The sequence below is a fragment of the Moorena sp. SIO3A2 genome (assembly GCF_010672265.1).
Taxonomy (GTDB): domain Bacteria; phylum Cyanobacteriota; class Cyanobacteriia; order Cyanobacteriales; family Coleofasciculaceae; genus Moorena; species Moorena producens.
This window is the reverse complement of the sequence record NZ_JAAHHC010000026.1, coordinates 23,927-38,327: the sequence shown is the minus strand read 5'-3', so window position 1 is coordinate 38,327 and position 14,401 is coordinate 23,927. Positions and strand designations below refer to the sequence as shown.

The following is a 14,401-nucleotide window of genomic DNA, read 5'->3' as shown; positions in this document are numbered from 1 at the left end:
GCTCTAATTAAGATTCAACCACTGTACTGTGGTAATTTCAGACGTAAGTATTCAGGGGTCAGCGGTGAGCTAAAAACTCACGCTAATTGAGGTGCGGTCAGCTTATTTTATTCAAAAGCTCTTCCCACCTCAAGTAGCGTGGCCACAGGTCAATGGCTGATAGCTGATACGCGACACGCTGATACGCGACACGCTGATGGCTGAATGCTTACTTTCAGACATTATTTCACCCCTAGCTCTACTGTCCACTGCCATGATAAATTAGAGATGATGCCAGCAAAGTTTACAAACAATAGGCAACTATACTGATCAAACTATCCGATAATCTCTTGTGCTTGAGCAGCTACCAAGGGATCTGGGTCATTCCTAAGCACTGGCAACAACTCTGCACAAGCACGAGGTGACATCTCTTTGAGATAAGCCACAACCGCTTCCCGCACAAAACCGGTAGGATGACGTAAGCAACTCATAGCCGCTGCTGGTGCTAGAGAGCAGTGTGCTGCTCTGGCCACATGAAAACAACACGCTAGGGGCCAATCTGACATAAAATGTCGTAACTCGATTAACCGACGTAAGCGATCGCTTACACTCATGGGTTGATAAGGCACTAAATCCACGAGGGCAGCTAATTTTTCTTTCAGAGAACGCCGGTCTAAAATTGACAAAAATGCTTTCTTATTAGGAATATCTAGGGTATTATCCAAAATTTCTAACCCTAGGGCAATGTTTGACCGAGAATGGGATGCTAGATTAAACTCAGCTGCTTTGATGGCACTCGATGGATAAAGAAACTTCATCAGTAAGAAACACACCTCCACCAGATCTTGTTGAAGATCATTAAGCCCCTGCCGCAGCAAATCTGCCTCCAGTCCAGCTATTTTCTTTGAGGTCAAATCCAGCAGTGCGCCATAAATTTGACCCAAAAACATCAATTCTTGCTCAATTAAGGCTTCTACGACCCTACGCCCTAACTCGTTCATCACCGCTTCAATTCCAACCTCCCCTGGAATCTTCAGCAGGATCGTGAGAATATTACGACGGGTTGTCCCCCAACTACTCATCAACTGTTGCACCAAATGCTTCATAGCTTCAGGAGTACCCTTCTGAGTTATAGCCTGGAGTCTGCCAATCTCACCGAGAGCCATCCAAGCTTGCCGCCTTACTGGGTCTGGCTTATGAATATCTTCAGACAAAACCCTCAATAAAGCAATGGCTTCATCCCCTTGCTTGACCAACGCTCTACGAGCAGCATTGCGGGTAGATGTGTAGTAAAGTGCCTTGACTAAAGACGGATAGTACTTTTCAAATCGTTTAGCAGCAATCACCTCTAAACAAGCACACCGTACCTTTAATGACTTATCCCTTAACAGGTCATCAATATAAACTACCAAGGATTCCAAGTAATCCATCTCTGCCAAAGCTCGGGTACCCATCAACCGTTCTTGCTCTTTTTTTGAGGTGAGCATCCGCCGCAGGGTTTTGACGGCTTCAAATTTCTCTTTTGGTGTACCCCGACCCATAATTAAAGCAGCTGCTGTAGCTCTTACGGTTGGGTCAACAGCAGGTTGTAGATAAGGCTTAATTGTCCGAATATTCAGGTCTTTCTGAGCCAGCCAAAAATAGCGCAATGCTAAGGCCAGGACTTCTACTGGTGGTCTTTGATCAATCAACCGAGACACATCTTCTAGACAATCTGGGTTGGGATAGGGCAACATCACCTCTAAACTCTGGCGCTGCAAATCTGTAGACATTTCTCCCAGCAAGGGAGAAAGAACCTGACTCGCTGTTTCTGGAGCGATTTGAGACAACAGTTGAATGTAAGCAGAGCGGTTCTTCGGCTCAGTTTTCAGTCGCTTTACCGCTTCCTCAAAGAGGGTCTTAGTATCCAGGAAATTGGTATTGGCAGAACCCAAACGTCCTTGCTCAGCATTGATCAGCAGCAATGAACCATAATTAGCCCGCATCAACCGGGTACTCAGCAGCCATAATAGGGCAAAAATCACTACCATTAGAATAAACACCCAATGGCGCAATGGCTCAAAATTGGGGAAAGCCCAATCCAGCAGCCCAATGGTGGCTAAAATTCCAATGCCAGTAATGCCAGTAGTCATGGGTTTGGCAATCCCTTGCACAGTAGTCTGCACCACAGAGCGTAACCCTGACGGTAAGGCTTGGAAGAGTACAGGTTCAACACTAGCAATTAAAGTAAAGCGCAATAGTTCATCAACGAATCGGAGTAAGACTACACCAATAAATAGCCCTGTAATCCAGCTAGGCAAGAACCCAATATCAAACTTTAGCCAACTTGCCATGTTAGCTAGGGTCACTAAGCCAATCACAGATAAAGCACCAGGTAATACCATAGCGCTTAGGAAAAGACCAAAGCGATCAATCACCCGACTAGAGATAAACCATTGGGTCACCAGTTCAAAAAGTCCCAACGTACCACTGAATAGACCCAGAAAACCAGCAATTGCTGAACTATCCAGGGTTTGCTCCAATTGACCCATATACTGAAATTCAATTAGGAGGTACAGGGCTTCCCCTAAGATAAAAAAGGCAAATAAAGGGATGACATAGCGTCTGAGGGATTCACTCGGCTGACGCACAGCAAAGTCTGGCTCCATTTCTTCCCACTGTCGTGCTGGGGAGTTAGGAAAGGCTTGCTGGTAGTGCTGACATATATAAACCAAGGTCAGTGCTCCGATGAGCATCATGCCAGACCCAAAAGCCACCACATTGTTGAGTCCCACTAACAGCAATAATAGAGGTAATGAGAACCCAGAGAGGACATCAGCTACCAAAAGCCCACTGGAGATTAGGGGGTAGGTACGCTTAATTTCCCGAATGTTGAATAACTGATTAGCCGTCACCTGGGAATTAAGGTCATTGAGGATGTACACCGCATCCATCCACAATCGCAATAGAAAGATGGTGACTACAGTAATATAGCCATACTCGATCTCCAAGCCTAGGCGGAACACTAACAGGGGTAAGGCAGCTAGGATAGCGATCGCTACCAAGACTGACCTCAAGGGTAAAATGCTCTGCAACCAGGAGTATAATACTCCCAGCCCAGAGCAGATCACGGAACTAGCAATATAAATCACCGGTAACCACTTCGCGCCATATTTCTCTAGAAACAAGGCAATGGCACTGTACTCTAACCAAAGCAGTCCCATGGAAGTGGTGGTATGGAAGGCGAACATCAACAATGTCCGCTCGCCTTCTTCTGGGCGAAGATTCACCCACTCTAGGATTTTTCTAACCCAGTAACCCTTCAGGCGAGTCGGAGATGGCAATTTCATAGAGTCATTCGTCCTTCGTCACTAGTCCTCAGTCAGTAGTCCTTGGTATTTTAAGCTGCTTGCTCCGTGCATGGGTATTCAGACATGAATTCCAGGCACCTGCCCATGTGGGTACCAATGACTAATAACCAATGACTAATGACCAATGACTAATGACCAATGACCAATGACTGATGACCAATCACTATAACCACTATTTTTTGGGGGAGAGTAACATCATCATGTTACGACCTTCCCGCTTCGGTGCTTGCTGGACTTCTGCCAATTCTTGTAAATCCTTAGCCATGCGCTCGAGTAGTGCCTGGGCTAAATTACTGTGTTGAATTTCTCGACCTCGGAAGGTAATGGTAGCTTTGACCTTATCGCCAGATTTCAGGAAGCGCTCCGCTTGATTGACCCGCACATTGTAGTCATGGTCTTCTATTTTGTAGCGCATCTTCACTTCTTTTACATCAGCCGTGTGCTGCTTCTTCTTTGCTTCACGGGCTTTCTTCTCTTGTTCAAATTTGTACTTGCCATAGTCCATGATGCGACACACTGGCGGATCTGCCTTGTCACTAACCAGGACAAGATCTAACTCCTTTTCCTCAGCGATCCGCAGGGCGTCTTGAGGTGTGATTATACCCAGCTGTGCCCCATCGGTATCAATGGCTCTAATCTTCGGAAACCTTATTCTTTCGTTAATTTGGGGTAGATCGCGTTGGCGTCTTCTATTATCACTCACAGGCGTTTGTTTATTTTCTTAAGTGGATTAATCAAAAAATCGACTTACTACATACACTTGCCATTTTACTAATTCCTTTCTTGTTTCTGTTCAAATTATTAACATCACTTAGGAAACCAAGGCCGATGGAATAGTTATAACTTACTCCTTTGCCTGATAGGCAAGGCATAATGGACTCAAGTTGCTTTGTAAATATTTTTGAAGTTGAGGCAGGTTGTGACCAAATCTTTGCATTGGCAGCAACGAGTTGGTAGTCAAAGGGATTGGGTCTGGCGGGGTTGGCCGATCCGTTATACCTATTTTCGCCCACCCCAACCCCTAACTGTCCAGCCGACAACACCAGTTATTCTGCTTCATGGGTTTGGTGCTTCGGTAGGGCATTGGCGTAATAACCTAGACGTAATCGGTCAACATCATACCGTTTATGCTTTAGATCTGCTGGGTTTTGGGGCATCCCGGAAAGCTTCGGTTGACTATACCATTGACCTTTGGGTAGCTCAGGTTTATGAATTTTGGCAAACTTTTATCCAAAAACCGGTAGTGTTAGTAGGTAACTCCATTGGTTCGCTAGTTGGTCTAGGAGCAGCAGCAACCCATCCAGAGATGGTTAAAGGTCTGGTGATGATTAATTTACCAGATTTCCAAGCCCGAGAAGAAGCGATTCCTAGTTGGCTCGGACCGATAGTCTCAACTGTTGAGAGTCTAGTGGCATCACCAGTGCTACTCAAAACCCTATTTTACGTGGTAAGACGTCCAGGGATTGTGCGTAAGTGGGCAGGGTTAGCTTATGCTAATCCAGAGGCAGTTACAGATGATTTAGTAGAAATTCTGAGTGTCCCTGCCACCGATCCTGGAGCTGCGGCCACCTTTAGTAGACTTTTGAGAGGGATGACCGCTCCTAACTTTAGTCTACCGGTCAAATCCCTATTACCTACATTAGATATTCCTATGCTATTGATGTGGGGACTAGAAGACCGGATGATTCCCCCTATGTTAGCTCGCAAGTTTGTTAAACTCAATCCTAATTTAGAGCTATTGGAGTTAGATCATGCTGGTCACTGTCCCCACGATGAATGTCCGGAACAGGTGAATCTGATCCTGTTAGAGTGGCTGGGAGCTAAGGTTTGATTATCCCCACAATTGGTATTAGCCGACGCTCACTTGATCAGTTTCAACCTCCGTGCAACCATCCACACCTGAGGCAACATTAACCATCTTATCTAGAACCTCCTGGCTAGCTACTTCTCCTTTTAGCACAACTTTACCGCCAGTTTGAGCAACCCAGAGCCTTTCCTCGTCATCCAGCTCGTCGTCTTGGTCAAAGGCCCAAACAACTCGCTTGGCAAGGCCGCTTTGGTCGTATTCCCCGTTTAACCCCATTCGTTCTGGGGGAATGTCATCTCCTGCTGGTGCATCTTCTGAAGGGGTACTAGCTGCGGCAGCTTCCTCTGGGCTCCCAAATCCAAACATTCGCTTTAACCAACCCATAATTATTTTGTTTCACTCCAATCAGTTTTTACCGATTTTTATGTTACCGAGGAATTTGGCAATTAGCTGCCTAGTTTCATAAAAAATATATCTTTAGATACAGCACACTGTTACTAGAGTTCTTGGTTACTCAAAACCTGGATAAAATGGTAATTGGTTTGTAAGCATTCAGCCGTCAGCTGTCAGCCGTCAGCTAAAAGCTCACGCTACTTGAGGTGCTTAAAATAAAATCGAAAGTCTGGGGAAAATATCTTGGCCGTTGGCCAAACTACTTGAGGTGATTTGTGGCACAGGCTTCTAGCCTGTGACCTAACCTCTGGCTGATCGCTGATCGCTGATCGCTGATCGCTGATCGCTGAATGCTTACATTGGTTTACCGTTGACCGTTGACGCTTAGCTTCAAGAAACTTAACAGTTAACCGTTGCTACTCCCTTATACCCCCTAAAAAAAGGGGCTAGTCAACACTTAACAGTCAACAGTCTCACCAATAAATCACGTTGATAGCAATTTAGGCAGCACACGCCCCCACCACTCCCAAGTCAACTCCCAAGTCAACTCCCAAGTCAAACTATGAAACATACCCTTTCCGTTTTAGTTGAAGATGAAGCCGGTGTTCTAACTCGCATTGCTGGTTTATTTGCCCGTAGAGGCTTCAATATCGAAAGTCTTGCCGTTGGACCAACTGAGCAGGTTGGTATATCTCGAATTACGATGGTAGTACCTGGAGATGACAGCAGCATTGAGCAGCTGACTAAGCAACTCTATAAGCTAATAAATGTCCTTAAAGTACAAGATATTACCTCAATTCCCTGTGTCGAAAGGGAGTTGATGCTGCTAAAGGTTAACACTACTAGTTCCACCCGCTCCGAGATTATTGAATTAGCCCAGGTGTTTCGTGCCCATGTCGTAGATACATCTGAGGAGTCACTAACTCTAGAAGTTGTGGGAGACCCTGGTAAAATGGTAGCACTGACCCAAATGCTGAATAAGTTTGGTATCCGTGAAATTGCCCGGACTGGCAAAATCGCCCTAACCCGAGAATCGGGAGTCAATACTGAATATCTCAAGTCTTTGCACGCAAAAGTTTAAGTAGCCATTAGTCATTAGTTATTGGTCGTTAGTCATTGGTGATTGGTTCGTCTATTTTACCTGCAAGCCTTGATGATATGAACCTACAGGAATTGCGATCGCAAATTCTGTTCCCTTACCCGGATTAGAGGTACATAGGATTTGACCGCCATGCTGTTCAACAACGATTTTCTTGGAGATATCTAGCCCTAAGCCAGTTCCCTTGTCGATTGATTTGGTGGTGAAGAATGGTTCAAATATCTTCTGTTTGACCTCTTCTGTCATTCCCGGACCATTATCGATAATTCTGATCACGACCTGTCCACCAGAACTGTCCCCTTGATCACCATCGCTGCCTAGAAATTCTGTCCGAATGGTGATCTTAGGGGGGGCTGGTGCTTTTTGCTTTACACCTTGCGGGCCATAATCAGAAGACTGAGGGGAAACTGGAACAAAGAACCTGTCTGCTTGAACAGCTGCAGAACCTGTAACAAAGAACCTGTTAACCTGTGACTCTTCCAGAGCATCAATGGCATTGCACAGCAGGTTCATCAACACTTGGTTGATTGGACCAGAGTAGCACTTCACTAAAGGGAGTTTTCCATAGTCCTTGGTCACGGTAATCCCGGGATTCTTTCCTTTGGGCTTTAAGCGGTTATGGAGGATAGTCAGATTACTATCAATGCCCTGATGAATATTCACTCGCTGCTTTTCCTGGTCATCCTGTCGGGAAAAGTGGCGCACTGATTGCACAATCTGTTGCAAGCGTTCTGCACCTAATCCCATAGATGATAGGGTTTTAGGAAAATCTTCGATCAGGAAATCTAGATCAATTAGATCAGCGTACTGTTGAATTTCGGCTACAGGCTGGGGATAGTGTTTGGCATATAATCCCAACAGTCTTAATAAATCTTCGCCATAGTCCCTTGCTGGAGTCACATTTCCACAGATAAAGTTAAGTGGATTGTTGATTTCGTGAACAACACCAGCGCATAACTGTCCTAAGGTGGACATTTTTTCACTTTGCTTTAATCCCTCTTGAGCCAGTTCCAGCTTCTTTAAGGCATTCTCCAGTTCCTGGCTTTGGGCTTCTAATTTGGCTTGTGCTGCTTGTAAAGCTGCTTCAGTTAATTTTTGTTTAGTAATATCTTTTACAAAACCTTCGTAGTATAGAATGTAACCAGTAGCATCACGCACTGCCCAAGCACTTTCACAAATCCACATTAGGGTGCCGTCTTGGCGATAGACCTGGGATTCAAAATCCTCTACAAAACCCTTTGAGTGCAGTAGGTCAAGGAATTGATAGCGTCGCTCGGGATCTTTGTGAAGGTAATCCCCAACACCAGTTAAATTACTAAGAAATTGCTTAGGTGATTCATAGCCATATAGTCTAGCTAGCGATGGGTTACAGGCTATATAGTAACCATCAGGGGTGATTTGAAATATACCATCAGTCGAGTTTTCAAATAGAGATCGATATCTCTGTTGGACTGCTAAGAGAGATTCTTCCACTCTTTTACGGTCAATTATTGGCTCAGCTAGTGTCTGATTCGTAGGTTGCCAACTAGTTTTCCAATTGGTGAAGTTTTTGTGAACCGTTGGATTAGGTTTGACCCCCTTACCAGAGCTAGGGGGTAAAGTTCTGCGACTTATTAACATAGATTTTTGCCTCACCTTTTTCCCTCACGACCATGACTATTGAGCATTGCAGCTGCCTCTTCAAGGATGGCTTTCCGGTACAGACTATAGTATTTGCTGTTGGGGAATTGTGCCATCCCTAAACAGTTTTTTACAAAACTATTAACTAAACTGCTCCGAATTTAAATAAATTTAACATACATCTCCTCTTGACAACAGTCAAATTAAGAAGGTTTTTTTCCCAAGTCGCGCACTGTAGTCAAATATTGTCCTAGAAAGGGTAAGCCACCAATGGCTGGAAGTAGGTAGCGGGAAGTACACAGTAATCCTAAGGCGGCAGCTTCCTCCTTAGGGAAATAGCGTTGGTAGAAGAAAATTAGCGCAGCATCACGGGTGCCAACCCCCGCAAAGGTTAGTGGTAACAATCCCGCTAAAATGGCTAGGGGGGACAGAGCGAGATTGGCTAAAAAGGGTGTCCAGGCGTTGAGGGCGAGGATAAATAACCAAATTTGCAATAAGTGTAAGAACCAGATAAAAATTGAAGTTAGGGTAATTTTGAATAATTGCTTGGGGTCATGCCAGAAGTAGCCGTGCATTTCCCCCCAAGACATTTGCATTTTTTCTAGCTTTGGACGGAATTTTTTTGGGGCAATTTTTTTTGTCACTAAGAAAAATAAATGGGCAAATTTGCGGGAACTGAGGAGGAATAGCCCTAAAATTAAGCCGAAAATTATCCCAGCGGTCATCAACCAAAAGAAACCACTTTTCCCCGGATAGAGTAATAAACCAAAGACACACCATAGCAGTAGAGACAGCATGTCACAAGCTTTTTCAAAAATAACGATGGCTAACGACAAGCTCCCAGCTAAATTACCCCGCTGCTTCATAAAGTAGGCTTTAGCAATATCTCCCATTTTGGAGGGCAAGACCATATTCAGGGTACTGGCAGCTAAAATCAGGCGATTGGCTTCCCAAAATCGGAGTTGGGAACCCGTCGGCATTAGTTGTTGCAGTCGCCAAGCCGTGAACAGGGTGATCGGAATCACCATGCCCAGACTAATCGCCATCCACATGCGATCGCATTCTTTGAATACAGCGATCAGTTGGGGAAAGTCAATTTTGGCATAAATTACCCCTAAGATGAGTAGGCTGATGGCAATGGAGATGAGTCGTTTCATGGATTAGCAGCAAAAGGCAAAAGGCAAAAGGCAACCGGCAACCGGCAACCGGCAACGGTCAACCTTCAATCTACCCTAGGGGAAGGCCAAAGGCGAACAACCTTCAACATCTGATGCTAACCAAAAACTTTAGTGAGAATTTCAACAGCGGGGTCAACTTATAGCCACACCTTAGCCCCACAATGCTTAGGACAAGTGACTACTCCTACATCAAATCAACGATTATGATGTAGGCTTCTCAAACTCACGAATGAGACTTGCTGTTCCTCAATATCATGTATTGATTTACCACAGCCATTCAGCGGCAATCCAACCGCCATTAATGCACGATGCAAAATGTTGATGCCACTATTCCAATCGCGGTCAATTTTTACTCCACAATCAGAACAATGATGAACTCTATCAGCTAGATTTTTCTCAACTGAAGCCCCACAGTTGAAGCACTCAATACTTGTTCCCCGTGGGTTAACGAACTGGACTAACAAACCGCGTTTGACCGCCACTGCTTGTAAAATCTCCAGAAACGACCCCCACCCTGCGTCATGTATTGATTTCGCTAATCTAGTCCGCGCAAGTCCCTTGATATTTAAATTTTCAAACCCAATCAGGTCATACTTACTACATAGCCAATGGGCGACTTGATAGTGAAATTCCTTGCGGCAACGGGTTACATGAAGGTGCAATAGAGCTACTTTCTGTTTAGCTTTCTGCCAGTTTTTAGAACCCTTTACACGGCGTGACATTACCCGTTGGGCACTTGCTAACCTGTTAGTAGCCTTTCTGTAGAACTGCGGAATCCCAACGGCTTCACCATCTGATGTGGTCAGAAACTTCTCTAAGCCGACATCAATCCCAACAGCAGATTTAACCGATTCTACAGGAAGAAACTCAGGGACAGTATCATCCTTCATTGAGATGCAACAGTACCAGCCGTCCGCTTTTTTAACGATAGTGCATTGCTTGAGAGTGAAACCGGACGGTAGAGGTCGGTGCATCACCACAGATATTTCACCAATCCGACTCAGCTTAAGCACTCCATGTTTGATCTGCGCCCCTGCTCTGGAATTGTTAACCCGTGGGAATATAAACGACCGCAATTGACCTTGTTTCTTAAACCGAGGTCGTCCTCCGCGTTTTCCGGTCGCATCTGGTTTTCTCCATCGTTCCCATGCCATGTTCAGCCGTTGTAAGTTGACTTGTTGAGTTTCGGCGTAAATCAGCTTGTACTCAGGGAATAGCTTTTTAGTTTCCTTTAGTGCTGATTGCTGGGTGTAATAGTTAACGGGTTCTGGGACTTCGCCAATCGCTTCCCTCACAATACTGCATCTATCAATAGGACAACGAGTCCTGTTGAGCCAATCAAGTCTTTGACCGAGAGCATAGTTCCAGTGACGACGCAACAATTCCAGCCATCTCTCCATGATGGCTATCTGTTCGTCACTAGGCTTGATTCGATAGCAGTAAGTTAACAGCATAATGTTATTGTACTACTCGCGTACTGTTGAGAACCGTTAAACCCCGTCGGGCAATTCCCCTCCCGCGCTTATCACGCGATTATAACGGGAGACCACTTGCCCGTTTAGTTGGGTTGATAGACTAACCGAGATGGGCCTTTGATTTCTACATAATGACCGTAGGTGTTGCGGTTGCCTTGTTTGACGGTCAAAACAGGCTTGTAAGTATCGTATTTTCTATTTTCCTTGATGATTTGCTGGTTGACGTGGATGTAAGTCGCCACCTTTTGTGCAACTTTTTTCCAGGTTCCTTTTGGTCCACGCTTACCGGGAATTACTTTAGGCATCCCGTTAAATAGGGGAATTTGCCAAAATCTGCCAACTTTTTGAGCGCCTTTAATTCTGCCGCTTTTCAGGAGTTGGCGAACTCGTTGGACACAAATACCTAAAAGATAAGCTGCTTGAGTGGTGCCAATGGTGGTTATCTCTTGTGCTGCCATGTCTTTGCCTTTTAATCTAGCGCTATTGTTTGTTATGGCTTTAATATAACACATTTTTTTAATAGCGCTAGTGTTTTAAAACAAATGTTACATAATTTAATAATTGGGTTTATTAAAGCGCTATAGCTTTGTGAACAAGTAATGCAGCAATTAGCGAAAATTAAATAGCGCTATAGTTTGGTAAAACTTCAATACACAGTATTTGAGCACTGACACACTCAGAACTATGTTCCCAGTTATATGATCTCAAAAACGCTGCTCGAACTTCAACCATTCATAATCATCCAAGGTTTGCACCTCATCACTTAGGTCAACCCACGGTTGTAATTGTCCTGGTTGAAAGGTACGACTCATCACCACATAAATCGATGTCTGATCTCCACCAATTCCGACACTTTGTACCGATTTCCAAGACTTAGCTTGTAATTCATCAATTACTAACCATCGCTCACCTTGCCAATAAAAATATCGGCGAAAGCAGAAGGGAGCGTCTTTTTTACCAGTAATTAATAATTTCTGTAATAATTTTCGAATTAAATTGGGAAAGAAGCGTCCTACCGTTAACATCACTCCCCGTAGAATTAGTAAATTCATTGGAGTCATTTGCTTCTGTTTTGCCCATCCTAAGTTTCCCTCAATCAGAATTTCATCCTCACTGACTTTAACTTGATAGTCATCGATCAGATGACCAACAGCATTTTTGAATTTACCTCTTTCTTTTACGAGTAGGGAAAAATGGGTATCTGAAGCAATTAATTGATTGTCTCGAAATATCTTAAAAACGCCTCCTTTATTCAAAGCTAAATAAAGTTCTGTACCTCGACGGCGGTCAATTAGGATGTTGGCGTCTTTCAACCATACGCGACCACTGGGACGGGGAGTTGGTTTGGGTCGGTTGCTGACAAAATCCCGCCAAGATAGGAGATAATTCCAGGTATGGTGACCAATAATGTGATCATCGGCGTAACAGGGAGCAAGACCATTAGCTAATCCCACCAAGAAGCGGTCATTAATCTCTAGGGCTTCTGGAAACCAGCGTCCTACTAATTCAAAGCCATGGGGAAAAAAGTTATAAGTGTTACGGCTAGTGTATTCTCCCCCATAGGAACCATCGGGATGGATGAATTCTGCGGCTAATTCGACAGCTTTGATCAGAGCTTCTTTTAGGCGTGGGTCTAATCTCAACAGATAAATCCTAGCTAGACAGGAAATAGTTAAGGTGTGGTAGCCTGGGTCGCAGCCTTCATATTCTATAAACCAGCCTTCGGGACTTTGCCAGGATAAGACTTGCTCTAGCCTTTGCGATCGCGCTCTATCCCATTGATTGGTATGCAAGAGTTCCGATAGCAGGTCTAAACATAAGACAATCAAGGCTTGGTGGTTGCTCAGCTGTCCACTTTCCATGTGATGGGCTAGCCAATTTGCTCGTTTTTCAAAGAATTGCAAGGCAATGGGGTTATGGAGTCCCATGGCTTTGTAACTTTCGATGCTAGCCAATAAAGAAAAGGCGGCGGCTCCAGCAGCACGCTCATAGGGGAAATAATCATCACAGGAGCCATCGGGATGGGAACTGGATGCAGCAAAAAGTATCCCTGCTTCGACCCAATCGAGAATTACTGGTTGCTGGTAGAACGGGTTATCTGGCAAGTCGGTATGATAGGCTAGTGCTAGGGGCCAGACAAATTCCTGTGCCATCCCACTAGGGAAATCGATGATTTTATAGTGCCAGAAGTTACGGTCAAAGCATCCGTAGGTGGGACTGTGGGGATTGCGGTCTAGGAGGGTAAGGATTTTAGGGATTTGGTTTAGGGCTTGACGGGCGAATAGGTCTCTGGTCATTATTTGCGGCTGTTTGTGTCAGTGCGTCAGTCCGAGAGTGATTGTTGTTTTCAGCCAAAAGTAGTCTTAAGAGTTTCCTACTATAACAAGTAGTCTTAAGAGCGTCCCACTATCACAATCGGACTATTATCTATTCAAGAAATTATTAGCAAATTCTTCCCCTTCTCCTCCCTCTTCCCGGTTTTGCCGCTGTTGTTGATTTCCGGTTGATGGCAAGTGGGGAGTGTGATTGGAGTCAACTTCCAATCGTCGTAGTCGTAGTTGGATGTCTTCTAGAAGTTGACGATTGACTGCCATTAGATCTGCCACTAAGCCAAATATCCACAGTTGAAAGCCCATTAGAATCAGAATAGCAGCTAAAACTAGGCTGGGTACGTGAGCTTTGGGAGTACCAGCGAAGTATAGGATTAACCAACGAATCCCCAGTAAGGTTCCTAGAGTAAATGGAATTGTCCCCAAGGTGATAAAGAATCTCAGGGGGTTGTAGGTCATGGAGATTCGCAGGATAGTGATTAGCGATCGCTTAACATAGGCACTGATACTCTTGACTAGACGGGAGGGGCGCAAATAGCGATTGGTGCGGATTGGGACAGAAGTGATAGCAATGCCTTTTTGTCCAGCTTGAATAATAGTTTCTAGGGTGTAAGTGTATTCATTAAAGACATTTAGCTTTAAGGCGGCTTCTCGGCTAAAAGCTCGGAATCCACTGGGAGCATCGATGATATTAGTATTGCTAGCAATTCGGACTACCCAACTACCGAATTTTTGTAGACACTTTTTGATGGGGGAGAAGTGCTTAATCTTCTGAATCGGTCGCGCCCCGATGACTATTTCGGCTCGACCTGATATAATAGGTTGTATGAGTTTGGGAATGTCATCAGCGCAGTACTGATTATCCGCATCGGTATTGACAATAATGTCCGCATTGGCTTTTAAGCAAGCTTCGATTCCTGCGATGAAAGCTTTGGCTAGTCCCTGATTGTGTTTAAAATTGACAATGTGGTCTACGCCATAAGAGCGGGCTACGTCTACGGTGCGGTCTGTACTGCCATCATTGATAATTAGCCACTCAACGGTATCTACACCCCTCAGTTGACGGGGAAGCACCGAAAGGGTAATCCCTAGGCTGTTTTCTTCGTTGTAGCAGGGGATTTGAATAATTAGTTTCGTCATCGATGGTGACGGGTTTTGGATCAAGAATAG

11 protein-coding genes are annotated in these 14,401 nt (G+C 44.7%); 2 read left to right on the top strand and 9 right to left on the bottom strand.

Annotated elements, in window-relative coordinates; genetic code table 11:
* Nucleotides 1–314: 314 nt before the first annotated feature.
* The gene (locus F6K64_RS24695) at nt 315–3,308 is read right to left on the bottom strand and encodes a hypothetical protein (protein ID WP_008188851.1); all 2,994 of its coding nucleotides are present in this window, start codon (nt 3,306–3,308) and stop codon (nt 315–317) included.
* Between the two features lie 193 nt (nt 3,309–3,501).
* Nucleotides 3,502–4,032, bottom strand: a complete 531-nt coding sequence (infC, locus tag F6K64_RS24690; protein WP_008188853.1) for a translation initiation factor IF-3 — start codon at nt 4,030–4,032, stop codon at nt 3,502–3,504.
* Nucleotides 4,033–4,248: 216 nt separating this feature from the next.
* Here infC and F6K64_RS24685 point away from each other — a divergent pair, with 216 nt between their 5' ends.
* Entirely contained in the window at nt 4,249–5,160 is a 912-nt protein-coding gene (locus F6K64_RS24685; protein ID WP_008188855.1) for an alpha/beta fold hydrolase, read from the top strand.
* 18 nt (nt 5,161–5,178) lie between these two features.
* Here F6K64_RS24685 and F6K64_RS24680 read toward each other — a convergent pair whose 3' ends face one another.
* Nucleotides 5,179–5,520: a BON domain-containing protein gene (locus tag F6K64_RS24680; RefSeq protein WP_008188859.1), complete on the bottom strand. Its 342-nt coding sequence runs from the start codon at nt 5,518–5,520 to the stop codon at nt 5,179–5,181.
* Between the two features lie 571 nt (nt 5,521–6,091).
* On the opposite strand from F6K64_RS24680, the gene ilvN reads away from it, so the two are divergent.
* The gene (gene ilvN / locus F6K64_RS24675; RefSeq protein ID WP_008188861.1) at nt 6,092–6,610 is read left to right on the top strand and encodes an acetolactate synthase small subunit; all 519 of its coding nucleotides are present in this window, start codon (nt 6,092–6,094) and stop codon (nt 6,608–6,610) included.
* Between the two features lie 51 nt (nt 6,611–6,661).
* Here the strand turns inward: ilvN and F6K64_RS24670 are convergent, their stop codons facing one another.
* The 6 genes from F6K64_RS24670 to F6K64_RS24645 all read right to left on the bottom strand — a co-directional run bounded on the left by F6K64_RS24670 (nt 6,662) and on the right by F6K64_RS24645 (nt 14,371).
* Nucleotides 6,662–8,248, bottom strand: a complete 1,587-nt coding sequence (locus F6K64_RS24670) for a sensor histidine kinase (protein WP_008188865.1) — start codon at nt 8,246–8,248, stop codon at nt 6,662–6,664.
* A 203-nt stretch (nt 8,249–8,451) separates the two neighbouring features.
* Nucleotides 8,452–9,405, bottom strand: coding sequence for a lysylphosphatidylglycerol synthase transmembrane domain-containing protein (locus F6K64_RS24665; RefSeq protein ID WP_008188867.1), 954 nt, complete (start codon nt 9,403–9,405; stop codon nt 8,452–8,454).
* Between the two features lie 215 nt (nt 9,406–9,620).
* A complete protein-coding gene (locus F6K64_RS24660) occupies nt 9,621–10,880 on the bottom strand; it encodes an RNA-guided endonuclease InsQ/TnpB family protein (RefSeq protein ID WP_008188869.1) in 1,260 nt (419 codons plus the stop codon).
* 104 nt (nt 10,881–10,984) lie between these two features.
* The gene (locus tag F6K64_RS24655; RefSeq protein WP_229414728.1) at nt 10,985–11,413 is read right to left on the bottom strand and encodes a helix-turn-helix domain-containing protein; all 429 of its coding nucleotides are present in this window, start codon (nt 11,411–11,413) and stop codon (nt 10,985–10,987) included.
* 192 nt (nt 11,414–11,605) lie between these two features.
* Nucleotides 11,606–13,198 carry a hypothetical protein gene (locus F6K64_RS24650; RefSeq protein WP_008188872.1) on the bottom strand — a complete coding sequence of 531 codons (1,593 nt, stop codon included), beginning with the start codon at nt 13,196–13,198 and terminating at the stop codon, nt 11,606–11,608.
* A 126-nt stretch (nt 13,199–13,324) separates the two neighbouring features.
* Nucleotides 13,325–14,371: a glycosyltransferase family 2 protein gene (locus F6K64_RS24645; RefSeq protein WP_008188878.1), complete on the bottom strand. Its 1,047-nt coding sequence runs from the start codon at nt 14,369–14,371 to the stop codon at nt 13,325–13,327.
* Nucleotides 14,372–14,401: the final 30 nt, after the last annotated feature.